20 protein-coding genes are annotated in these 23,118 nt (G+C 71.3%); 11 read left to right on the plus strand and 9 right to left on the minus strand.

Annotated elements, in window-relative coordinates; translation table 11 throughout:
- Positions 1-46 precede the first annotated feature (46 nt).
- From ACZ49J_RS13430 to ACZ49J_RS13450, 5 genes are all read left to right on the plus strand, one after another.
- Positions 47-1,141, plus strand: a complete 1,095-nt coding sequence (locus tag ACZ49J_RS13430) for a BMP family lipoprotein (protein ID WP_467447765.1) — start codon at positions 47-49, stop codon at positions 1,139-1,141.
- A 19-nt stretch (positions 1,142-1,160) separates the two neighbouring features.
- Positions 1,161-2,762: an ABC transporter ATP-binding protein gene (locus ACZ49J_RS13435; protein ID WP_467447766.1), complete on the plus strand. Its 1,602-nt coding sequence runs from the start codon at positions 1,161-1,163 to the stop codon at positions 2,760-2,762.
- Positions 2,759-3,871: an ABC transporter permease gene (locus ACZ49J_RS13440; RefSeq protein WP_467447768.1), complete on the plus strand. Its 1,113-nt coding sequence runs from the start codon at positions 2,759-2,761 to the stop codon at positions 3,869-3,871. Before ACZ49J_RS13435 ends, ACZ49J_RS13440 begins: the two co-directional genes overlap by 4 nt.
- Positions 3,868-4,803 carry an ABC transporter permease gene (locus ACZ49J_RS13445; protein WP_467447769.1) on the plus strand — a complete coding sequence of 312 codons (936 nt, stop codon included), beginning with the start codon at positions 3,868-3,870 and terminating at the stop codon, positions 4,801-4,803. The genes ACZ49J_RS13440 and ACZ49J_RS13445 overlap by 4 nt, the downstream gene beginning before the upstream one ends.
- Before the next feature lie 79 nt (positions 4,804-4,882).
- The gene (locus ACZ49J_RS13450; RefSeq protein WP_467447770.1) at positions 4,883-6,052 is read left to right on the plus strand and encodes an esterase-like activity of phytase family protein; all 1,170 of its coding nucleotides are present in this window, start codon (positions 4,883-4,885) and stop codon (positions 6,050-6,052) included.
- Here ACZ49J_RS13450 and ACZ49J_RS13455 read toward each other — a convergent pair.
- From ACZ49J_RS13455 to ACZ49J_RS13490, 8 genes are all read right to left on the minus strand, one after another.
- Positions 6,033-7,328: a glucarate dehydratase family protein gene (locus ACZ49J_RS13455; protein ID WP_467447771.1), complete on the minus strand. Its 1,296-nt coding sequence runs from the start codon at positions 7,326-7,328 to the stop codon at positions 6,033-6,035. The genes ACZ49J_RS13450 and ACZ49J_RS13455 overlap by 20 nt on opposite strands.
- Positions 7,325-8,233 (minus strand): 5-dehydro-4-deoxyglucarate dehydratase, encoded by a 909-nt coding sequence (locus ACZ49J_RS13460; protein ID WP_467447773.1) that lies wholly within the window; start codon positions 8,231-8,233, stop codon positions 7,325-7,327. The genes ACZ49J_RS13455 and ACZ49J_RS13460 overlap by 4 nt, the downstream gene beginning before the upstream one ends.
- A 54-nt stretch (positions 8,234-8,287) precedes the next feature.
- The gene (locus ACZ49J_RS13465; protein WP_467447774.1) at positions 8,288-9,250 is read right to left on the minus strand and encodes a carbohydrate ABC transporter permease; all 963 of its coding nucleotides are present in this window, start codon (positions 9,248-9,250) and stop codon (positions 8,288-8,290) included.
- Positions 9,247-10,194 carry a carbohydrate ABC transporter permease gene (locus ACZ49J_RS13470; protein WP_467447775.1) on the minus strand — a complete coding sequence of 316 codons (948 nt, stop codon included), beginning with the start codon at positions 10,192-10,194 and terminating at the stop codon, positions 9,247-9,249. The genes ACZ49J_RS13465 and ACZ49J_RS13470 overlap by 4 nt, the downstream gene beginning before the upstream one ends.
- Positions 10,191-11,531: an ABC transporter substrate-binding protein gene (locus tag ACZ49J_RS13475; RefSeq protein WP_467447776.1), complete on the minus strand. Its 1,341-nt coding sequence runs from the start codon at positions 11,529-11,531 to the stop codon at positions 10,191-10,193. Before ACZ49J_RS13475 ends, ACZ49J_RS13470 begins: the two co-directional genes overlap by 4 nt.
- A 393-nt stretch (positions 11,532-11,924) precedes the next feature.
- Positions 11,925-12,854, minus strand: coding sequence for an HpcH/HpaI aldolase/citrate lyase family protein (locus ACZ49J_RS13480; RefSeq protein WP_467447777.1), 930 nt, complete (start codon positions 12,852-12,854; stop codon positions 11,925-11,927).
- Positions 12,844-14,076 (minus strand): CaiB/BaiF CoA transferase family protein, encoded by a 1,233-nt coding sequence (locus ACZ49J_RS13485; RefSeq protein WP_467447779.1) that lies wholly within the window; start codon positions 14,074-14,076, stop codon positions 12,844-12,846. The genes ACZ49J_RS13480 and ACZ49J_RS13485 overlap by 11 nt, the downstream gene beginning before the upstream one ends.
- Positions 14,077-14,194: 118 nt before the next feature.
- The gene (locus ACZ49J_RS13490) at positions 14,195-15,124 is read right to left on the minus strand and encodes a LysR family transcriptional regulator (protein ID WP_467447780.1); all 930 of its coding nucleotides are present in this window, start codon (positions 15,122-15,124) and stop codon (positions 14,195-14,197) included.
- Between the two features lie 142 nt (positions 15,125-15,266).
- Here ACZ49J_RS13490 and ACZ49J_RS13495 point away from each other — a divergent pair, with 142 nt between their 5' ends.
- The 6 genes from ACZ49J_RS13495 to ACZ49J_RS13520 all read left to right on the plus strand — a co-directional run bounded on the left by ACZ49J_RS13495 (position 15,267) and on the right by ACZ49J_RS13520 (position 22,457).
- Positions 15,267-16,601 carry a CitMHS family transporter gene (locus ACZ49J_RS13495; RefSeq protein ID WP_467447781.1) on the plus strand — a complete coding sequence of 445 codons (1,335 nt, stop codon included), beginning with the start codon at positions 15,267-15,269 and terminating at the stop codon, positions 16,599-16,601.
- Positions 16,602-17,370: 769 nt separating this feature from the next.
- Complete coding sequence (locus tag ACZ49J_RS13500; protein WP_467447782.1) at positions 17,371-18,390, plus strand: substrate-binding domain-containing protein; 1,020 nt, start codon at positions 17,371-17,373, stop codon at positions 18,388-18,390.
- Positions 18,391-18,589: 199 nt separating this feature from the next.
- Positions 18,590-21,073 (plus strand): sensor histidine kinase, encoded by a 2,484-nt coding sequence (locus tag ACZ49J_RS13505; protein ID WP_467447784.1) that lies wholly within the window; start codon positions 18,590-18,592, stop codon positions 21,071-21,073.
- A 14-nt stretch (positions 21,074-21,087) separates the two neighbouring features.
- The gene (locus ACZ49J_RS13510) at positions 21,088-21,519 is read left to right on the plus strand and encodes a roadblock/LC7 domain-containing protein (RefSeq protein WP_152769735.1); all 432 of its coding nucleotides are present in this window, start codon (positions 21,088-21,090) and stop codon (positions 21,517-21,519) included.
- Between the two features lies 1 nt (position 21,520).
- Entirely contained in the window at positions 21,521-21,877 is a 357-nt protein-coding gene (locus ACZ49J_RS13515) for a DUF742 domain-containing protein (protein ID WP_467447785.1), read from the plus strand.
- Positions 21,864-22,457 carry a GTP-binding protein gene (locus ACZ49J_RS13520; protein ID WP_467447786.1) on the plus strand — a complete coding sequence of 198 codons (594 nt, stop codon included), beginning with the start codon at positions 21,864-21,866 and terminating at the stop codon, positions 22,455-22,457. Before ACZ49J_RS13515 ends, ACZ49J_RS13520 begins: the two co-directional genes overlap by 14 nt.
- Here the strand turns inward: ACZ49J_RS13520 and ACZ49J_RS13525 are convergent.
- The gene (locus tag ACZ49J_RS13525) at positions 22,447-23,043 is read right to left on the minus strand and encodes a TetR/AcrR family transcriptional regulator (protein ID WP_467447787.1); all 597 of its coding nucleotides are present in this window, start codon (positions 23,041-23,043) and stop codon (positions 22,447-22,449) included. The genes ACZ49J_RS13520 and ACZ49J_RS13525 overlap by 11 nt on opposite strands.
- Between the last annotated feature and the right edge of the window lie 75 nt (positions 23,044-23,118).

The raw sequence follows: 23,118 nt of genomic DNA on the forward strand, positions 1-23,118 counted from the left end.
ACTTCCTACTGTCAACCCAACACATTCAATGATCGGGAGAACGATGATGAGACACGGAAGAAGCGCCGTCCTCGTGGTGGCGGGGGTACTCGCGCTCACCGCGTGCGGAGGGTCGGGCGGGAACGACAACTCCGGATCGGCGGCCTCCGGAAAGCCGCGCATCAAACTCGTGATCAATGGCGGGCTGGGCGACAAGTCGTTCTTCGACTCCGCCTACGAGGGACTGAAGAAGGCCGAGAAGGACCTCGGCTACGAGCTCAAGGTGGTGGAGCTCGGTTCGGACCGCACCAAGTGGGAGCCCGGATTCGAGGACGCCGCCGCGGCCGACGACTACGACATCCTGGCCGCGGGCACCTTCGAGGTCACCGACTACATAGGCCAACTCGCCCCGCAGTACCCGGACAAGAAGTTCTGGCTCTTCGACGCCCCGGTCGACTACACCGGCAAGAACGGCACGTGCTCCAACAAGTGCGAGAACGTCTACTCCGTGACCTTCAAGCAGAACGAGGGCGGCTATCTCGCCGGATTCCTCGCCGAGAAACTGGTGGCCGGGAAATCCCTCACGGGAGCGGAATCCCTGAAGAAGGTCGGCGTCATGCCGGGAGTGAAGATCCCCGTCATCGACGACTTCGTCGTCGGTTTCAAGGCGGGATTCAAGGACGCCGGCGGAAAGAACTCCGACGTGCTCGTGCAGTACGTGGGCGGAGACAAGCCGTTCGGCGACCCCGCCAAGGGCAAGGAGATCTCCACCGCCATGTACGGCCAGGGCGCCGCGCTGGTGTGGCCGGTCGCAGGACTCTCCGGACTCGGCACCTTCGAGTCGGCCGTCAGCGCCAAGCGCTACACCTTCGGCGTGGACTCCGACCAGTACCAGACCCTCACCGACCAGGCCCAGAAGAACACCGTCGTCACCTCCATCCTCAAGAACGTCGGCAACGCCCTCTACAGGGCCGCGCAGGACGACAAGAAGGACTCCCTGAAGTACGGCGCCGTCGACACCGTCGGCCTCGCCGACGACGCCGTGGGCTACGTGGACGACGACCACTTCAGGGAGCTGGTCCCGGAGAAGACCCGTACCGAACTCCAGGAAGCCGCCGACAAGGTCAAGTCCGGCTCCGTCACGGTCCCCAGCGCCCTCTAGCCGGAAGCGGCCCCGCGAGATGAACCAATCATGGGACGACGCCGGACCGGCCGTCGCCGCCCGCGCGGTCACCAAGACCTACGCAAACGGCGTGCGCGCCGTACGTGGTGTGGACCTCCAGGTCCCGCCGGGCGAGATCCGCGCCGTCGTCGGAGAGAACGGCGCCGGCAAGTCCACGCTGATGAAACTGTTCTACGGCCTGGAACAGCCCAGCTCCGGCGAGATCCTGATCGGCGGCCGGCCGCGCGTGCTGCGCGGCCCGGGCTCGGCGATCGCCCTCGGCGTGGGCATGGTCCACCAGAACCTCATGCTGGTGCCGTCCTTCACCGTCGCCCAGAACGTCGTCCTCGGCGTCGAACCCGGCCGGCGCGGCCTCGTCGACGCGAAGGCGGCCGTCGAGACCACCGCACGGCTCGCCGAGGAGTCCGGACTCGCCGTCGACCCCCGAGCGCGCGTCGACCAGGTGTCCGTGGGCATGCGGCAGCGCACCGAGATCCTCAAGGCGCTGCACCGCAGGGCCCGCGTCCTCATCCTCGACGAGCCGACCGCCGTGCTCACCCCGCAGGAGACCGAGGACCTGTTCGCCGCGGTGCGCCGGCTGCGCGACGGCGGCATGACCGTGCTGTTCATCTCGCACAAGCTGCGCGAGGTACGGGAGATCAGCGACAAGGTCAGCGTGATGCGGGCCGGGTCACTGGTGGGGACCGTCCCGGCCGCCGACGCCACCGAGCGTTCGCTGGCCGCGATGATGGTCGGGCGCGACCTCTCGCTGGACGTCGAGCGCGCCCCGGCCCGCCCGAGCGGCACGACCCTGCGTGTACGGGACCTGGAGTACCGGGCCCCGGCCGGTCAGTCCCTGCACAACCTCGGCTTCGACGTGGCCGCCGGGGAAATCGTCGGCGTCGCGGGCATCGAGGGCAACGGGCAGACCGAACTCGCCGAGATCCTCGCCGGGTTGCGCCGCCCCAGCGCCGGCACGGTCCACGTCGGAGGCACCGGCACCGCCGGACTCGACGTCGCCGGGCACCGCCGGGCGGGCGTCGGCTACGTCCCCGAGGACCGGCTCCACAACGGCGCAGCGCTCGACGAGTCCATCGCCGACAACCTCGTCGTCGACCGCCACGACCGCCCGCCCCTGGCCCGCCGCGGCGTCCTGCGTGCCAAGGCCGTGCGGGCCCAGGCCGAACGTCTCATCTCCGACTACGCGATCCGTACCCCCGACCCGTCCGTGCCGGTGCGCGCGCTGTCCGGCGGCAACATGCAGAAGGTGATCGTCGCCCGCGAACTCTCCGCCGGGCCGAGCCTGTTGATCGCCTCCCAGGTCACCCGGGGGGTCGACGTCGGCGCCATGCGGTTCATGTACGAGCGGCTGGTCGCGGCCCGCGACGAGGGCGCCGCGGTCCTGCTGATCTCCGCCGACCTCACCGAACTGCTGGCCCTCTCCGACCGGTTGCTCGTCCTCAAGGACGGCCGGCTGGTCGCCCGCTTCGACGACACCACCGGGCTCACCGAGAAGCGGGTCGGGCTGTACATGCTCGGCGTCGAACAGCACGACCGGGAGCGGCTGACGGCCGGACTGGACGGCGTCGGCCCCGGCTCCGGAGAGGAGCCCGCGGCATGACCGCCACCCTCGTCGAGACCGAGGACCGCCGCGCCTACCGGGCCACCCGGCGCCGCGACCTCGCCGTCGACCTCAGCATGACCCTGGCCACCGTCCTGGCCGCCCTCGCCATCGGCTTCGTCGTCGTGCTCGCCACCGGCAAGGACCCGCTGGCGGCGTACGAGGCGATGCTCACCGGACCGCTGGAGCGCTCCTTCCGCGTCGGCCGCTGGCTGGAGGACGCGACCACGCTCACCCTGCTCGGGCTGTCGGTCGCCATCCCCTTCCGGGCCCGGCAGATCAGCCTGGGCGCCGAGAGCCAGCTCTACGCCGGGGCACTGGCGGCGGCCATGGTGGCGATCCTCGTACCGCTGCCGCCCGTCGCCGCCGTCCTCGTACCGCTCGTCGCCGCGGCCGCCGCGGGCGCCGGGATGGGCCTGGTGCCGGGCGCGATGAAGGCACGCCTCGGCGCAAACGAGATCGTGGCCACGCTGATGCTCAACGCCATCGCCGTCCGCGTGTACGACTACCTCGTCAACGGCCCGCTCAAGCAGCCAGGCAGCACCGCCGTGCACTCGGACCCCATCCGCCCCGACTCCGCGCTCACCCCGCTCCAGGAGTGGTTCGGCGTCCCCCTGGGCCGCGCCAACACGGGCTTCGTGCTGATGCTGCTGACCGCCGTCGCGCTGTGGCTGCTCATCACCCGCACCCCCCTCGGCTACCGCATCCGCGTGACCGGCTCCAACCCGGACTTCGCCGAGTACGGCGGCATCCGCGTGCCCCGCGCCATCGAGTGGAGCTTCGTCATCGGCGGCGCCGTCGCGGGACTCGCCGGTGCCCACCTCGTGCAGGGCGTGTACGGGCGGCTCGAACCCGGACTCGCCGGCAGCCTCGCCTTCGAGGGCATCGTGGTGGCGCTGCTGGCCCGCAACAACCCGCTGGTCGTCGTGGTCGCCGGGCTCTTCTACTCGTACCTGCGCTCCGGCGGAGACATCATGGAACAGCAGACGGACGTCGGCACCGAGATCGTGGTGATCATCCAGGCGGTCATCGTGCTGCTGGTCACCGCCCAGGCCCTGCCGGACCTCCTCAAGCGCCGTATCGCGCGCAGGCAGGCGGGTGCCCGGTGAGCTCGGTCCTCGACGTCGTCCTCAGCAGCGCCTTCCTCGCGGCCGTGCTGCGGGTCGCCACCCCGTACCTGCTCGCCGCGTTCGGCGGACTCGTCGCCGAGCGCGCGGGGATCAGCAACATCGGCCTGGAGGGCCAGATGCTCTCCGCCGCCTGCACCGGGGCGCTGGTCGCCGGGTACAGCGGGTCGGTGACGGCCGGCGCGGTGTGCGGCGTCGCGGTCGCCGCGCTCCTCGGTCTGCTGCTCGCCGTGCTGCGTCTGGAACTGGGCGCCGACGCGATCATCGCGGGCATCGGCCTGAATCTGCTCGCCTCGGGCGCCACCGCGTACACGGTTTTCACCCTCCTCGACGACAAGGGCGGCACGTCCGGCCTGAAAAGCGGCACCCTGCCGACGGTCACCCTGCCCGGCATCGAGCACATCCCCGTGGTGGGGGACGTACTGAGCGGCCAGAACCTCATCACCTGGCTGGCCTTCCTGACCGCCCCGGCCGTCGCCTGGCTGTTCTACCGCACCCGCTTCGGCTTCCACCTGCGCGCGGTCGGCGAGATGCCCGACGCCGCCGCCTCCGTCGGCATCGCGGTACGGCGCGTCCAGTACGCGGGTCTCGCCCTCAGCGGCGCGCTCGCCGGACTCGCCGGTGTCTTCCTCAGCATGGGCTACGTGTCCTTCTTCGTACGGGACATGACCGCCGGACGCGGCTTCATCGCCCTCGCCGCCGTGTTCCTCGGGGGCCTCAGGCCCTGGAGTGTCTTCCTGGCGGCGCTCGGTTTCGGCGCGGCGGAGGCGCTGGCCGTGCAGCTCGGCACGCTGGACGTGCCGCCGCAGCTGGTGTCGACGATTCCCTACGCCCTGACGCTCGTGGCGCTCGCCGCGTACGCGTGGCGCCGCAAGCGCCGAGGGGCCGGGGAGGTCACGGCCGTCTCCATGTGACACCCCTGAACCGCCTCCTGCTTCTGCCGTGCCGCCACGCGGTGGTTCCGTCCTGCCCCCCTTCCTGGAAAGAAGAACCATGCGACACGGACATCGCACCCTCCTCGGCGGCCTCGCGGCGGCCGGCTTCCTCGTCACGGTCCTCCCCCCGAGCGCGATGGCCGCGGCGGACGAACGGCCCCCGGCGGCCCGACTCCTGGATACGATCACGGTCCCGGCAGGAAACACCGAGTACGGCATGCCGTTCGGCGGCCTCTCCGGCATCGACTACGACCGGCGGTCCGGCGCGTACGCGGCGATCAGTGACGACCGCTCGGAGAACGGCAAGGCCCGCTTCTACACCCTGCGCCTGCGCCTGCGCGGGGCCGCGTTCGCCGACGACGAGCCCGAGGTGGAGGGGCTGACGGTCCTGGACGACACCACCGGCGAGCCCTTCGCCGCGAAGGCCGTCGACCCCGAGGCGATCCGCTGGGCGCCGGGAGGCCGGAGCCTGCTGTGGACGAGCGAGGGCGCGTCCGGCTCCGGTCAGCCCGCCTTCCTGCGCGAGGCCACCCCCGAGGGCGCGTACGTCCGTGAACTGCCGCTGCCCGAGGCGTACGCCCCGGTGCGGGACGGCGCGGGCAAACTCGTCGCCGGCGTCCGCAACAACCAGGCACTGGAAGGGCTCACCCTCACCCCGGACGGCAGGAAGGCCGTCACCGTCACCGAGAACGCCCTCGTCCAGGACGGCCCCGCCGCGAGCCTGACGAGCAAGAGCCCCTCCCGGCTGCTGGTCTCGGACCGGCGGACGGGACGGCCCGAGGCCCAGTACGTCTACGAGGTCGACCCGGTCTCGGACGCGCCCACGGCCCCGCTGCCCCCGCCGGTCAACACCTTCTCCTCCGACCGGGGCGTCTGCGAGATCCTCGCGATCAGCGGCACCGACTTCCTCACCGTCGAGCGGTCCTTCGCCTCCGGTGTCGGCTTCGCGATCCGCCTGTACTGGACGACCACGCGCGGCGCCACCGAGGTGAGCGGCGAGCAGGCCCTCACCGGCACCGAGACGCCCATGCGGAAGAAGCTGCTCTTCGACTTCACCGCGTCCGGTACCGACGCCGACAACGTCGAGGGCCTCACCTGGGGCCCCGTCCTGCCCGACGGGTCCCGCTCCCTCGTCCTCGTCTCCGACGACAACTTCGGCTTCAACGGCGGCACCACGAGGTTCCACCTGCTGGCGGTCCGGCCATGGGTCACCAGCGGGGGAGCCTGAGCTCGTAGTCCGGCTGGAAGCGGCGCATGTAGCCGGTGTCGTCCCGGGCGCGCATCCCGGAGTCCAGGTAGACGCGGTGGAGGCGGTCGAGGGCGTCGTGGTCGAGTTCGACGCCCAGGCCGGGGCCCGTGGGCACCCTGACCTCGCCGTCGCGCAGTTCCAGGGCGCCCGGGACGATCACGTCGTCGGCCGAGTTCCACGGGTAGTGCGTGTCGCAGGAGTGGTCGAGGTGGGGGATGGCCGCGGCGACATGGGTCATGGCGGCGAGGCTGATGCCGAGGTGCGAGTTGGAGTGCATCGACAGCGCGATGCCGAAGGCCTCGCACACCGCGGCCAGTTCACGGGTACGGCGCAGCCCGCCCCAGTAGTGGTGGTCGGTGAGGAGCACCTGGATCGCGTTCTGCTCGATCCCGGGTTTCAGGTGCTCCCAGGCGACGACGCACATGTTGGTGGCCAGAGGGAGGGGGGAGTCCCTGGCCACCTCCGCCATACCGGGGATCGTCGCGGTCGGGTCCTCCAGGTACTCCAGGACGCCGGCGAGTTCGCGGGCGACGTACTTCGACGTCTCGACCGTCCACGCCGTGTTCGGGTCCAGGCGCAGCGGTTGTCCGGGGAACGCCTCCGCGAGGGCCCGTATGGCCGCGATCTCCTCGTCCGGCGGGAACACCCCGCCCTTCAGCTTGAACGAGGTGAAGCCGTACCGCTCCCGCATCAGGCGGGCCTGCTCGACGACGCCCGCCGGGTCGAGGGCCTCACCCCAGTCGTCGCGCACGGCCGGGCGGCCGTCCAGCGCGGGGTGCTCGGCCCACTTGTAGAACAGGTACGCCGCGAAGGGCACCGCGTCGCGGACCCTGCCGCCCAGCAGGTCGCTGACCGGGCGACCGAGCAGCTTGCCCTGCGCGTCGAGGCAGGCCACCTCGACGGCCGACGTGGTCCAGCCGCGCTCGTGGGAGCTGGGCACGGTGGGCAGGAGGGCGGCGTCGATCGCGGCGGACACGGCGGTCGTGTCGAACACGTCCCTGCCGGCCACCGCCTTCGCGGCGGTCAGGAGCCGTTCCAGGCGCACCTCACCGCCCGTCGACTCGCCGAGGCCCACCGTGCCGTCCTCCAGGACGAGTTGGAGGACGATGCGGAGCGCGAGCGGCTCGTGGACGCCGTTCGAGTTGAGCAGGGGCGGGTCGCGGAAGGCGATCGGGGTGACGATCAGCTCGCGGATGCGGGTCCCGGGGGTGGCCGGGGTACCGGGCGTGCCGGGGGTGCCTGCGGTGCTGCTCATGCGCGGATGGCCTCCAGTCCACGGTCGATCAGTTTCGCCAGCCGGGCCACGTGCTCCGGCGCGGGGTCGAGGAGGGGTGCCCGTACGCCGCCCACGTCCAGGCCGCGGAGGGTCACCCCGGCCTTGATCAGTGAGACGGCGTATCCGGGGACCTCGTCGCGGAGCTCGACGAGCGGCTCGTAGAACTCGTCGAGGAGCGTGGCGACCAGCGTGTCGTCGCCCTCGGTCAGGGCGCGGTGGAACGCCGTCGCGATCTCCGGCGCGAACGCGAACACCGCCGAGGAGTACAGCTCCACGCCGATCCCGCGATAGGCGGGCGCCGTCATCTCGGCCGTGGGCAGGCCGTTGAAGAACTGGAAGTCCTCGGTGCCCGGCACGGCACGGACCGCGCGCACGACGCGGTGCATGCGCTCGATGTCGCCGAGACCGTCCTTGAGTCCGACGACCGACGGCAGCGCGGCGATCTCGGCGGCCGTGGCCTGGGTGAGCCGGGCCGTGCCACGCTGGTAGAAGATCACCGGCAGGGGCGTGGCCGCCGTCACCTCTCTCACGTACCGCACCAGCCCCTGCTGCGGCGCGCTCACCAGGTACGGCGGCAGCAGCAGGATGCCGTCGGCGCCCGCGCGTCCGACGCGTGCGGCCTGGTCGCGCGCGACCGGTACGGGGCCGCCCGCGGCGGCGAGGACGGGCACGCGCCCCGCGGTCGTGGTGACCGCGACGCGCGTGGCCCGCTCGATCTCGTCGGCCGTGAGCGCGTGGAACTCACCGGTTCCGCAGGCGACGAACACGCCTCCCGCGCCGGCCGCGACACCGGACTCGATGTGCCGGCCGAGCCGCTCCTCGTCCAGCGAGCCGTCCGCGGCGAACGGCGTGACCGGGAAGAACAGCACTCCTTGGAACTTCATGGCTCCCTCATACGGGGATCGGTGGGGGGTTCACAACGGGGGATCGGCAGGCGGTCAGCCCTTCGTGGCACCGGCGGCGATACCGGTGACCAGGGAGCGCTGCAGGAGCAGGTAGACGATCAGGCTGGGCATGAGGGCGATGACCGCGCCGGCGAGCACCACCCCGGAGCCGACCTCGGGATCGGTGCGCAGGATGGACAGGGCGACGGTGACCGTGTAGTCGGTGGGGTCCTTGGCGGCGATCAGGGGCAGCAGGTACTGGTCCCAGATCATGATGAACCCGAGCACGCCGGCCACGCCGAGCGCCGGCTTGCACAGCGGCAGGACGACCTGCCACAGCATCCGCAGCTCACCGACGCCGTCGAGGCGGGCGGCCTCCTCGATCTCGTCGGGGATGTCCTTCATGAACTCGGTCAGCAGCATCACCGAGAAGCCCCAGGCGCCGAGCGGCAGGATCACGCCCCAGACAGTGCCCTTGAGGTCGAGACCGACGACCGGCACATGGCCGAGGACCAGGGACAGCGGGATGGCGATGACCTCCTCGGGCAGCATCATCGTCAGCATGAACAGCGTCAGGACGAGGGCCTGCCCGCGGAACCTGTGCCGGGCCAGCGCGTACGCGGCGAGCGTGCAGACGACGAGCTGGAGGAGCAGCCCGCCACCGGCGATCACGAGGGAGTCGGCGAAGTAGTCCCAGATGCCGCGCTCGCCCGCCACCCGCATGTTCGCCAGGGTGGCGTCGTGCGGCAGGAAGGACAGCGACGACCCGCTGGGGTGGGTGCTGAGGGCGCCGGAGACGATCGTCAGGAACGGCGCCGCGAAGATCGCCAGGGCGAGGGCGCACAGCAGGATCCGCAGAACCCGGGCTGGGCCGGGCCGGTCGCTCCAGCCGAGGGCGGTGTCGAAACGGGCGGGGATGGTACGGGCCTGCCCGCCGGCCCGCGAGGCGAGCACACCGGTGAACCTGCCGGACTTCCCGGACGGCAGCGGGACGGGGTCGAGGGCGGGGGCGCTCATCGCACGTCTCCCCTCTTGCGGACGTAGTTGACCGTGACGGTGAGCAGCAGCGTCACGCAGAGCAGCACCACGGAGGCCGCCGAGGCGCCGCCGATGTCGTTGCGGGTGAAGCCGAGGGTGTAGGCGCGGGTCATCCACACCTCGGTGGAGCCGGCCGGGCCGCCGCCGGTGAGGACGTACACCTCGGTGAAGACGCGCAGCCCGCGGATCGCGGCGAGCACGAGGACGATGCCGAGGGCGGGGCGGATGGCGGGCAGCGTGACGTGGCGCAGGCGCTGCCACAGCGAGACGCCGTCCATCGCGGCGGCCTCGTACAGGTGGCGGTCCACTCCGGCCAGCCCGGCCAGGAGGATGACCATGTTGTAGGGCGCCCAGATCCAGATGCCCATGGCCATCGTCGCCCACAGGGCGGTGTCCGGGTTGTCGAGGAAGGGCACGGGCCCGAGGCCCAGCAGTCCGAGGCCGCTGTTGATGAGGCCGTCGGACGTCGGGTAGTACATCAGCCGCCACAGCTCGCCCACGACCGCGGTGGCGGTGACGACGGGCAGGAAGACGGCCGTGCGTACGATCCGCAGCGAGCGCGCCTGGCCCTCCAGCAGCAGGGCGAGGGCGAAGCCGACGACGATGGCGCCCAGTGACTGGCCGATGCCGAGGACCAGGGTGTGGCCGACCGCGTCCTGGAACCGGTGGTCGGTCAGGACACGGGCGTAGTTGTCGAGGCCGACCCACTTGTCACCCAGGAACGGGCGTACCTCGAAGAGGCTGAGCCAGATGCCCTTGACCATGGGGACGAACTTGAAGACGAGGGCGAGCAGCAGTCCGGGCGCGAGGAACAGCCAGGGGAGTACGGCCTTCCTTCTCAGGGCCCTCGTGCCGGGGACCCGCTGGGAAAGCGCTCTGCGCTGCCGGGACGTGGCGCCCGGCGTGGTCACGGTAGCGGTCATTTCAACAGGTCCTGGTCCTTGAGGTCACCCGCGAGGGTGTCGTTCAGCTCCTTCAGACCGGAGCGGACGTCGCTGCCGCAGTACGTGAACAGCGCGTTGAGGCTGTCGGCCGTGTCCTGCTTGACGGGGGCGAAGTCCGGGGCGTTGGGGAACTGCCGGGCGGTGGTCTCGTACGCCTTCTGCACCACGCTCCAGCGGGCGTCGTCGCGGACCTTCGCCGCGTCGAGCGTGGAGTTGACGGGGATGCGGACGACGGGCTGGTTCTTGCCGGTCATGGCGAGCCGCTGTCCCCCGGGGGATATGAGGAACGCGGCGAGCGCCTCCTCCTGCTTCGCCTTGCCCGTCCTGGCGCCGAAGTAGATGTTCTCGCCTTCGGCCAGCACGGTCGAGCCCGCGGGGCCCGCGGGGGCGGGGACGACCTCGTACTTGTCCTTGCCGAGCGTCCCGTCGAAGGTGGTCATGTTGTACGGGCCGGTGAGGTACATACCGGCGTTGCCGTCCTGGAAGTTGGTGGCGGTGCCGGTGACGGCGGTGAGCGCGCCGGGCTGCGTGACACCGTTGTCACCGCAGAAGAGGTTCTTCTTCAGCCAGGTGACGGTGCGGACGGCTGCCGCCGAGTCCATGGCCGGCTCGTAGCCGCCGTTGCCGTCCGGCTCGATGATCTGGGCGCCGCCCTGCCACAGGTAGCTGGCGGCCCACCAGGCGACGTAGCCGTTCTGGGCGCTGCCGGGGACGACCATGCCGTAGGTGTCCTTCTTGCCGTCGCCGTCCGGGTCGCGGGTGGCGAAGGCCTTGGCGAGGGTCAGCATGTCCTGCCAGGTCTTCGGCTGCGCCATGCCCAGCTTCTCGCGCCAGTCCTTGCGGACCATCAGGGTGAAGGCCTGGCGGGAGTACGGGATGCCGTAGTGCTTGCCGTCGAGGCCGACCGTGGAGGACCAGGACTTGTCGGTGATCTGCCGGTGGCCGGCGATCGCGTCGGGGGTGATCGGCTTCAGCAGTCCCTGGCGCTGGTAACTGCCCATCAGCGCGGTGTCGTTGATCATCACGTCGGGCAGGTCCTTGGTGGACGCCCGGCTCTGGAGCTGCTGGTCGAAGTTGATGACCGGCTGGTAGTCGATCTTTATGCCGGTCTTCCTGGTGAAGGCGGCGAACACACGCTCGTAGGTGGCGGCGGAGTCCGGATCGCTCCGGGTCCAGACTTCCAGCGTGTTCGGGTCGCTGCTGCCGGCCGAGTCGGAACCGGAGCCGCCGCACGCGGCCGTTCCGAGCAGGAGCCCCGCGGTGGTGAGCGCGGAGGCCAGGCGGCGGCGCCGTCGGCGTCGTTGGCGAGCACCCATGAGCGAGTACCTCCGTTCACATACGTGAACTTGTTTCATGAGTCTAGATGAATCGGAGGCAAGCTAAGGCGTGGTTTCCGCCACCTGTCAAGGCGTGCCCGAAAGTCTTCACGGGGCCCTGGAAATGTGGGGAGGGGGTGGGGTCGGGTGGGTCGGTGCGGGGTGGGGGTGGCTGGTCGCGCAGTTCCCCGCGCCCCTGAGAACCGGCCCCGGCCGGGGCCGGTTCAGCCTCTCCGGCGTCTGAGGAGCGGGGGCCCGGGGTGGAGCCCCTGGGGATGGGGCGGGTAGGTGCGGAGGGGGGCGAGGAACAGGCCGGCCGAGGCGTTGACGCCGAGCCTCGGGGTGGCCGACGGCCCCCGCGGTGGATCGAGGGGCCGACGGCCCGACGGCCCTCTACATCCCCGCGCCGCCGGTGGCACCGCCGTGCCGGGCGACGATCGCCCGCGACGTCGCCGCCATGGCCTCGTCGACCATGCGGCCCTCGAAGCGGACCGCACCGGACCCCTCGGCCCGAGCCGCCTCCACCGCGGCGATCAGCCGTTCGTGGCGGGCGAGTTCGTCCGCCCCCGGGGAGAACACCTCGTTGACGACGGCGACATGCGAAGGATGGATCACCATCATTCCCTCGTAGCCGAGCCCCCGGTTCTGCTCGGCGAACCGGCGCAGACCCACCAGATCGGCCACGTCGGCCCACAGGCCCGACACCGGGTGCGCGGACCCGGCGGCACGCGCGTCAAGGAGGACGCGGGCGCGCAGGTCACGGGTCTCCGTGCCCTCGGGGCTCCACCGGTATCCGACGGCACGCTCGACGTCGCCCCCCGGCGCGGTCAGCGCGCCGAGGTGAGCCACGCGGGCGGCGGCTCTGCCGATGTCGTACGCCTCCCGCAGCGCACGTGCCGTCTCCAGGAGCGGGACGAGCGCGAAGTGCCCCTCGGGCAGGCCGTGTTCGCGCTCGCACCAGGACAGGAGCCGGTCGGCGAGACGGACGTCGTCGGCGCACGACACCTTGGGCAGCACGATGCCGTACAGGCCGGGGCGGGCCACCGCGCGCAGCTCGTCGGCGCTCGCCCAACCGCCCCCGGTGTTCAGCGGGTTGACCCGGACCAGCAGCCGCATCCTGCCGCCGCCCGACTGGGACACGGCCTCCACCACCCCGGCCCGCGCCGCCGGCTTCGCGTCGTCCGGCACCGCGTCCTCCAGGTCGAGGACCGCCGCGTCGGCGCCCGCGGCCTCGGCCTTCGGGAGCCACCCCACGCGGTTGCCGGGGACGAAGAGCAGCGAGCGCAGCGGAACGCGGGCGGGCCCCCTCACCTCAGATGACACCCGACTCCTCCAGCTTCGCCCGCCGGTCGTCGCCGATGCCGAGCCACTGGCCGTACACGAGGTCATTGTCCGCGCCGAGTGCCGGGCCGGTGCGCCACACCGCGCCGGGTGCCTGCCGGAAGTGCGGGATCACGGCCTGCATGCGGACGGGGCCCAGGTCGGGGTCCTCGACGGTGATGATGTCCTCGCGTTCGGCGTACACGGGGTCGGCGGCGATGTCCGCGGCGTCGAAGACACGGGAGGCCACCACCTCCGTACGCTCGAACTCCGCCAGGCACTCGTCAGCGGAACGCCCGGCGATCCACGCGCGCAGTCCCTCGTCGAGCCGCGCCCGCCCGGCGTGCTGCTGCTCCGCCGTCGCGAACTCCTCCTCCGGCAGGCCCAGCAGCCGTGCCACGTTACGCACCGACCGCAGGGTCGCCGAGGTGACGGTGAGCCAGTCCCCGTCGCGGGTGCGGTAGGTGTTGATGACGGCGGCCGGGGCCACGGCCAGCTGGTTTCCCGCGCGCACCGGGGCCTCACCGAGCTGGTCGTGGGCGATCACCTGCCACTCCACCAGCCGGAACAGTGGCTCGAAGAGCGCCAGGTCGATCCACTCGCCGTCGAACTCGGGGTTCGTGGCGCGGCGGTGCAGGGCGGCCAGGATCGCGTACGCGCCCATCAGCCCGGTCACGGCGTCCCCGTGGGAGAAGCCGGTGTGCACGGGCGGCCCGTCCGGGAAGCCGGTCAGGTGCACGACCCCGCTGCGGGCCTCGCCCATCTTGCCGAAGCCGGGGGCGTCCGCCCGCGACGAGGTGGCGCCGAACCCGGAGATCTGCAGCAGCACAGCCTTCGGGTTGAGCGCGTGAACCGCCTCCCAGTCCAGGCCCCACGCGCGCAACCGCCCGGCCCGCAGGGTCACGATGACCACATCGGCCCACCGCACCAGCTCCCGGGCGACCTCACGGCCCTCCTCACGGCGCAGGTCGAGCGTCACCGACCGCTTGTTGCGGCCCGCGACCTTGAACCAGAGGGGGACCCCGTCCCGCTTCGGTCCCATCTCCCGCGCCGCGTCCCCCGCTCCGGGCGGCTCCACGTGCACCACGTCCGCCCCCTGGTCGGCGAGCATCGCCCCGGCGAGCGGTCCGGCCACGACATGGGCGAACTCCACCACCTTCAGGCCCGTCAGCTGTCCCTGCCGCGCGCTGCCGCGGCCGTCGTTGCGGTCGTTGCGGTCGTCCATGCCCTTCAGGCTGCTGGGCCGGTCGTATGCGCGTCCAGCAAGGAACGGTGATCAATTCATGCGGATACGGCATCAGTCGCTCGGCGAGATGCCCTATCCCCGTCGTGCGCCGCCGCACCTACCCCTCCCACGACACCCCTTCCGGCAGGCCGTACCCCGACGCCCGGAACCCCTCCAACTGCTCCAGGAAGGCCCGCGCCCCGGGCGGCAGGCTCCGCCGCACCGGCAGGACCACGTACAACTGCCGCTCGACCACGGGGTCCACCAGCGGACGCCGCACCCACTTGCCGGGCGCCACCAGCGGATGCACGAGCGCGGGCATGGCCGAGACGCCGAGCCCGGCGGCGACCAGGCCGCCGACCGTGGCCACACTCCCGGCCTCGGCGGCGGGCCGCGCCTCGACGCCCGCCTGCGCGAACGCCGTGTCGGTGATGCGGCGCACGCTGGAGTCCGTGCCCACCGCCAGGAACGGCTCGTCACCCAGCTCCTGCCAGGTCACCTCCTCCCGCTCGGCCAGCGGATGTCCTTCGGGCAGGACCGCGTCGAAGCGGTCCCGGACCAGCGGCCGGAGCTCGATACCGGGGGTGCGGGGGCGGGCCACCGTCGTCACCGCGAAGTCGGCGTCGCCGTCGACGACGCGTTCCAGGACGAAGCGTTCGAGGCCGTCCAGGATGCGTACGGTCACCTCCGGGCGGTGGTCGCGGAAGGCCGATATCACCGGGGGCAGCAGCACGGCGGCGGGCGAGGGCAGTGTCGCCAGCGCCACCGTGCCCCGCTCGCCCGCCACGTACCGGCCGAGTTGGGCGAGCCCGGCACGGTGGGTGGCGAGGATCTGGTCGGCCACGCGCAGCGCCTCCGCCCCCGCCGGAGTGAGCTGTACGTTGCGGGTGTCGCGCTCCAGCAGCCGCATGCCGAGCGTGCGTTCCAGGTCGGCCACCGCCCTGCTGAGCGACGACTGGGACACGTGCATCTCGGCGGCGGCCGCGGTGAAGCTCACGGCCCGGGCGACGGCGGCGTAGGCGGCGAGCTGGCGCAGGGTGACGTCCATGGCGAGAGCGTAGGAGTACCGGCCGCCGGGGGGAACTGATGCGCCAAACGCATGGACAGATCTGCGTTCAATGCTGGACGCGGATCTTTCCCCCCTCCGAAACTCGTCGGCAACACCGGCCGGACGAGGAAGTGAGCGGATCATGCTGGCGGCACTGGGGTTTGGCACCATCGGCTGTTTCCTGCTCCTGACCATGACCAAACGCGTGTCGGTCCTGGTGGCCCTGGTGCTGCTGCCGGTGGTCGCCGCGCTGGTGAGCGGGCATGCGGGCGAGATAGGACCGATGGCGCTGGAGGGACTGACCAAGGTCGCGCCCACCGGCATCATGATCGCGTTCGCGGTCCTCTACTTCAGCCTGATGATCGACGCCGGGCTCTTCGACCCCCTGATCCGCGCCATCCTCAGGGCGGCCAAGGGAGACCCGGTCCGCATCGCGGTCGGCACGGCCGTGCTCACCCTCTGCGTCGCGCTCGACGGGGACGGGGCCTCGACCTTCCTCATCACCGTCTCGGCCCTGCTGCCCGTCTACCGGCGCCTCGGGATGAGCCGCCTGGTGCTCGCCGGGATCGTCTGCCTCGGCGCGGGCCTGATGAACCTGGTGCCCTGGGGCGGTCCGACGGCACGCGCGGCCGCCGCACTGAAACTCGACACGTCCGACATCATCACGCCCCTGCTGCCCGCCCTGGGCGCCGGGATCGCCTGGGTGCTGCTCGCCGCGTACCTGATCGGGCGGCGGGAGCGACGCAGGCTCGGCGAACTGCGGCCCGAGGAACGCGCGGAGGCCCCCGAGGAGCGCGCCAAGGCCCCCGAGCCGGTGGGTGACGGTCCCGGCACACCCAGGGTGGCGGCCCCGCGGCACCCCGCGCTGACGGTGTTCAACCTGCTGCTGACCCTCACCCTGCTGGTTCTGCTGGTACTCGAAACCATGCCGCTGCCCGTGCTGTTCGTGCTCGCCTTCGTCATCGCGCTGCTCGTCAACCACCCGCGCTGGGAGGACCAGCAGGCCCTGCTGGAGAAGCACAGCAGGAGCGTCGTCCTCGTCACCGCCATGATCTTCGCCGCGGGAGTGTTCACCGGCGTCCTCAGCGGCACCGGGATGATCGGCGAGATGGCCGAGGCGATGGTCTCCGTCATCCCCGACGGACTCGGCGGGCACCTCCCCGTCGTCGTCGCCGTCACCAGCATGCCGCTCAGCCTCGTCTTCACCCCCGACGCCTACTACTTCGGCATCCTGCCCGTGCTCGCCGGAACCGCCGAGTCCTTCGGCACCGACAGCGCCGAGATCGCCCGCGCCGCCGTCCTGGGCCAGATGACCACCGGCTTCCCGCTGAGTCCGCTCACCGCGGCCACGTTCATCCTCGTCGGCATGACAGGCGTACAACTCGGCGAACACCAGCGCTTCATCTTCCGCTGGGCGTTCGGCACGACGCTCGTGATGACGGCCGCGGCACTCGCCACGGGTGCGCTGCCGTGGTGAGAAGGACCCCACCCACGCCCCGCGGCCTCCCCCTGCGCCCGCCGATTCCCCTGCTGGACAGCGCAGTTGGGGCGGGCCGGCGAAACCGGGCGAAGAGCCGGGCGGCGGCGGACGCCCGGCCGGGCCCCCACGGCAGGAGCCACACGCGCTCGTCGGCCATGGAGGGTGCCGCCGCGTGCGTCGGGGGCGGGGCCATGGAGGGTGCCGCGGTACGCGTCGGGGGCGGGGCCATGGAGGGTCCCGCGGTACGCGTCGGGGGCGGGGCCATGGACGGTGCCGCGGTACGCGTCGGGGGTGCGGCCACGGGCGGTGCCGTCGTGTGCGCCGGGGGCGCGGCCACGGACGGTCCCGCGGCACGCGTCGGGGGTGCGGCCATGGACGGTGCCGCCGCATGTGGCCGGGGGTGCGGCCACGGACGGTCCCGCGGCACGCGTCGGGGGTGCGGCCACGGACGGGTGCCGCCGTACGCGCCGGGACGGGCCACGAGCACCACTCGTCGTGGCGTCGCCGCACGGCCACGGCCGGTGTGAACCATCCGCGCCGGGAATGTCATGGAAGGCGAAAGTGGCACGTGCCAGGGGGAATTCCGCGAGGCCAGGGCCGCTGGCCGGGGTTCGTCGTCTCAGTTGATTGCTCACTTGACTACCGGGTGTCACACACGGTTGGCTCACCGCCAGCAAGGTCTGAATGCCGACGCGTGACCCACTGTGTCCGTGTCGGCTCAGCGCCGTACCCTCCGCTCCTGTGCACAGCGAGGTGCCACACCCTCATGAACACGTCCCCCGCATCCCACGACTCTCCCAGACACGCCCGCGCCACGGCCCTGGCGTCCGCCGTGGCCGTCGTCTCCCTCCTCGCGTCCGGCTGCTCCGCTTCCGGCGCCCCGGACGCCGAGGCCGCCGGCGAGGCGGGCCCGGCGGGTACGAGCCGGATCAAGGTCGCGATGATCACCCACGGGGCCGAGGGGGACCAGTTCTGGGAGCTCGTGAGGAAGGGCGCACAGGCCGCGGCCGCCAAGGACGACATCGAGCTGACGTACGCGAGCGACGCCGACCCGGCGGGGCAGGCCGGGCTGGTGCGCGACGCGGTCGGCGACCGGGTCGACGGCATAGCGGTCACCCTCGCCAGGCCGGACGCCATGAAGGCCGCCGTCGCCCAGGCCAGGGCGGCCGGCATACCCGTCGTCGGCCTCAACTCCGGCATCAACGCCTGGAAGGCGCAAGGCCTGCTGGAGTACTTCGGCCAGGACGAGAGCGTCGCCGGCCGCGCCCTCGGCGACAAACTGGACGACCTGAAGGCCAAGCACGCCGTGTGCGTCGTGCACGAGCGCGGCAACGTGGCCCTGGAGGCCCGTTGCGCCGGAGTGAGGAAGACCTTCGCCGGACAGACCGAGAACCTCTACGTCGACGGCACGGACATGAAGGCGGTCACCTCCGTCATCACCGCGAAGCTCAGGCAGGACCCCACCGTCGACGAACTCGTCCTGAACGGCGCCCAGTTCGCCCTGGCCGCCGTCGACTCGGTGAAACAGGCCGGCAGCAGGGCGAAGATCGCCACGTTCGACCTCAATGACGCCGTCGTCAAGGCCGTCCAGGACTCAGAGGTGCAGTTCGCGGTCGACCAGCAGCCCTATCTGCAGGGCTACCTCGCGGTCGACGCGATCTGGCTCTACAAGTCCAACGGCAACTTCAGCGGCGGCGGGGAGGCCCCGGTGCTCACCGGCCCGGCATTCGTCACGAAGCAGAACGTCGAGAAGATCGCGAAGTTCGCGGCGAACGGGACCCGTTGATCCTGTTCCAGGAGGTAACAGGGTCGCCAAGGTTGGGCCCCTCACGATGCGTACGATCACTTGTACGGATAGCATCCTGGCCACCACCTGCGCGTAACCGGACACGCGGCCACCCACCGCATGCCTCCGCCTGAGCCCCCTTTCGCTCCTACCGCTCTCCCCGATCGCCCCCGAACACGCCAACCGCCCAAGGACGACGATGCCTTCACGGACAGGTGCCCGGCGCCGTCTCGGCTCCATACGTCTCTCGCTGATCCTCCTCGCCCTCATCCCCAGCGTCACCCTCGCCGCCCTGTGGAGCGTGACGACGATTCAGATGTTCTCCGAGGGTTTGCGCCTGCGCGAGCAGACCGGGCTGAGCAAGTCGACCGGAGCCATGGGCACCGACGCGACCCTCGCCCTGCAGGGGGAGCGCAGGCTGTCGGCCGCGTGGCTGGCGAACCCCCGCGGCGACCGGTCCGCCCTCGACAAGCAGCGGAAGGAGACGGACGCGGCGATCCGGAAACTGGTCAGCCAGTCGGACGCGATCCACGACGCCCCCTCCCGTATCAGTGACCGGCTGGACTCCGTCATCGGCGCGGCGGCCAGCCTGGAGTACTACCGGGACCAGGTGGACAACCCGGTCGACATCACCCCGCAGCAGACGCTGGACCAGTTCACCTCGATCATCGAGACCCAGATCACCGCCTTCCACGAGCTCTCGCAGGTCGACGACGGTGACCTGACCTCGCAGGCCGACCCTCTCGTCGCCCTGGAACAGGCGGGGGAGATGGTTTCCCAGGAGGACGCGCTGCTCGCCCTCGCGTGGCCGTCCGGGTACCTGGACGAACAGGCGCGCATCCAGTTCTCGGAACTGGTCAGCGCCCGGCGCTGGCTCCTGGAGGACCAGATCGTCCCCTCGCTGACGGGCAGCCTGAAGACCCAGACCGAGCAGATCCTGCAGAGCCCGGACTGGCAGGCCCTGGAGTCGATGGAAAACCAGATCCTCGCGGCCGGGACGACGGGCGACGCCGACAAGCGCAGGACGGTCCTGCCCGAGGATATGCAGAAGCGGTGGACCAGCGGGTTCGGCGAACTCTCGCTCGAGTACACGGACCTGATCCAGCAGCAGACCCGCGCTCTGCTGACCCGCAGTGGTGACGAGGCACGCGCGCTCCTCGTCAAGGCCGGCGTCCTGAGCGCCGGCGGACTCGTCGCCCTGCTGGTGTGCGCCCTGATGTCATGGCGCATCACCCGCTCCCTGTCCATGCGTCTGCGCGGTCTGCGGGAGGCCACGCTCAGCCTGGCGGAGGAACGTCTCCCCGACGTGGTCGAACGCCTCGACCGCGGCGAGAAGATCGACGTGGACTCCGCCACCCCGCCACTCGACTACGGCAGAGACGAACTCGGCCAGGTCGCCCAGGCGTTCAACACCGCCCAGCGCACCGCCGTGCACACCGCCGTGGAACTCGCCGACACCCGGCGCGGCTTCCAGAAGGTCATCCTCGGCATCGCCCGGCAGAGCCAGAACCTGGTCAACCTCCAGCTCAGCAAGCTCGACAAACTGGAACGCGAGCACCAGGACCCGAACATCCTGCAGGGCCTGTACGAACTCGACTCCACCGCCAGCCAGTTGCGCCGCTACGAGGAGAACCTCGTCATCATCAGCGGCGAGCGGCCCGGACGCACCTGGATGCGCCCCGTCGCGCTGATCGACATCCTGCGCAGCGCCGTCGGCGAGGTCGCCCAGTACCAGCGCGTGGAGGTGCACACCGAGGAGGAGGTGTCCGTCGCCCCGCCCGCCGTCGCGGACGTCATCCACCTGCTGGCCGAGCTCATCGACAACGCGACCGCCTACTCGCCCGCCCCCAGCCCGGTGAACGTGCGGGCCGCGATGGTGGCCAGGGGCCTGGCCGTGGAGATCGAGGACCGCGGCCTCGGCATGTCGGAGGAGGACTACGCGGCGTTCAACGCCCAGTTGGCGGAGCCCCCGCAGTTCGACGTGGTCGCGCTGGCCGACGACCTCCGGCTCGGCATGTTCGTGATCGCCCGTCTCGCCACCCGGCACGGCATCGCCGTCACGCTGCGCTCCTCACCGTACGGCGGCACCACGGCGATCGTGCTGATCCCGCGCGACATCGTGGTGGACGATCCCGCCGACGAGCCGGCCGCGGACACCGAGGGCTCCGCTACCGCGGACGGTCAGCCCACCGGTCCGGTGAAGGCGCTCGTACGGGTCGCGGACGAACCGCTCTCCGACGACACCACCGGCGACGGCGAGCAGGGTCACGAGCGCGCGGACGAACCGCGGCCCGCCGCCCACGCGGAGACCAACGGCGACACCCCGGCCGCGGGCACCGCCCGTCCCGTCCCCCGCCCGCCCGTGGCCGGGCCGGGCACACCCCGGCGCGACGGCCTGGCTCCGCTTCCCCGCCGGGTACCGCAGACCAGCCTGGCCGCCGAGCTGCGGGAGGACACTCCGCCCGACGCGGACGACGACACCTTCGCCTTCGACGACTTCACCGCGGAGCGCGCGGCCTCTTCCCTGGCCGGCTTCCAACGCGGCACCCTGCAGGCCCGTGACGACGGCGCGGACACCGAGTTCGACCTGACGGACGACACGGAAGACGCCGCTTCCGAGGACGCCGACGACAAGGTCACCGCCTCAGGGCCCATCGCCTCCACCTCGCCCGCCGACCGCTGATGAAGGACACAGAAATGACACGCCCCATCCCCGCCACGCACAGCCAGCTCGACCAGCTGCTCACCGGACTGGTGGAACGGGTCGCCGAGGTGAACCACGCCGTCGTGCTCTCCGAGGACGGACTCGTCGTCAGCAAGTCCACGGCCTTCGTACGGGACGACGCCGAGCGGCTCGCGGCCACCGCGTCCGGACTGATGAGCCTCAGCAAGGGCGTCAGCATGGACTTCCGGGGCGGCCCGGTGCGCCAGTTGCTCATCGAGATGGGCAACTCCTATCTGATCCTCACCAACGCGGGCCCCGGCGCCAGCCTCGCGGTGCTGACCAACCAGGGCGCGGACGTCGGCGTGGTGGCGTACCAGATGAACATGCTGGTCAAGAAGATCGGCGAGCACCTCAGTGCCGCTCCGCGGGCCGGCGTCGTCGTCGCCGCGGACAGCGGCGAGTGAGGTGAGCGGAGGCGATACGGCCGGCCGTCTGGTCCGGCCGTTCACCCTGACCGGCGGCCGGACCCAGCCGGACCGAGGCGACTTCACCCTCATCACGATGGTGATGGCGGCCGACCCGCCGCCCGACGGCGGACCCCGGCTGCAGCCCGAGCACACACGGATCCTGCGGCTGTGCGCGGAGCCGATCGTGGTGGCGGAACTCGCCACACGACTCGACCTGCCCGTGAGCGTCGTCAGCATCATGCTCTGCGACCTGCTGCAGGCGGAACGGATCGTCGTCCAGCCGCCGCGTCCCGTCTCGCGCACCCTGGACCTGGAACTGCTGCAGAAAGTGAGGGAAGGCCTTGACCGGCTCTGACGCCACCGTCCAGAAGGTCTCGGCACCCGACGCGGTCAAGATCCTGATCGCCGGGGGCTTCGGCGTCGGCAAGACGACCATGGTCGGATCGGTCAGCGAGATCGTCCCGCTGCGCACCGAGGAACCCCTGACCATCGCGGGCCTCGGCGTCGACGACCTCAACGGAATCGAGGACAAGAAGGCCACCACGGTCGCCCTGGACTTCGGCCGCATCACCATCAGCCAGGACCTCGTGCTGTACCTGTTCGGTACGCCCGGGCAGCAGCGGTTCTGGTTCATGTGGAACGACCTCGCCATCGGCGCCCTCGGCGCGGTGGTCCTCGTCGACGTGCGCCGCCCGGAGTCCAGCTTCGCCGCCATCGACTTCTTCGAGCGCCGCAGGATCCCCTTCGTCATCGGCGTCAACGGCTTCTACGGTGAACACCCGTACGCGCCCGAGGAGATCAGGGAGTCCCTCGCGCTGCCGGAGGACGCCCAGGTGCTGCTCTGCGACGCACGCGAGCGCGGGTCGTGCCGGGACGTGCTGATCGCACTGATCGACCAGCTGATCGCCACCACGGCCCGCGCGGCTACGGGGTGACGACGAGGCCGGCGACGTGTTCGGCGATCATGTCCAGCACGTCCTCCGCCGACCTGTCGTCGCCGAGCACGAGGAAGTTCAGGGTCAGCCCGTCCGTCATCGCGGCCAGATAGCGCGCCAGCACGGCCACGGGCACGCCGAGTTCGAACCCCATGTCCTTGCGCAGCTGCCCGATGAGCTCGGCGTAGGTGTCGCGGTACAACTCGTACTGCCGCCGCGCCAGATGCCCGAACCCCGGCTCGCGCAGGGCGTACTGCGTCAGCTCGTAGGTCAGCATGTGCTCGCCGGGGTGGGCGGACACATGGTCCCAGTACGCCTGGAATCCGGCCCGGACGGTCTCCTGGAGCGTGGCCCTGGGCTTGATCGCCTCCTTCACGACCGTGATGTAGTCGTCGGTGATCGCCCTGATCACGGACTCGATCAGGGCCTGCTTGGAGTCGAAGCAGTAGTGGAAGACGCTCAGGGAGACGCCGGCCTCCGCGCAGATGGACCGGGTGGTCGTCCTGGCCACGCCGTCCCGGGTCATCGCCCTGATCGCCGCCCCGGTCAGCTGCCGGCGCCGCTCGGCCGACGGCATCCGTGCCATGTGCGTGTGTCCTTCGCGCTCGTACCCGCTCTGCCCACGGGGCAGCGTCACGGTGCAGCGTAACGGCGCCCCGCC

The sequence above is a fragment of the Streptomyces sp. NPDC030840 genome, from assembly GCF_055572015.1.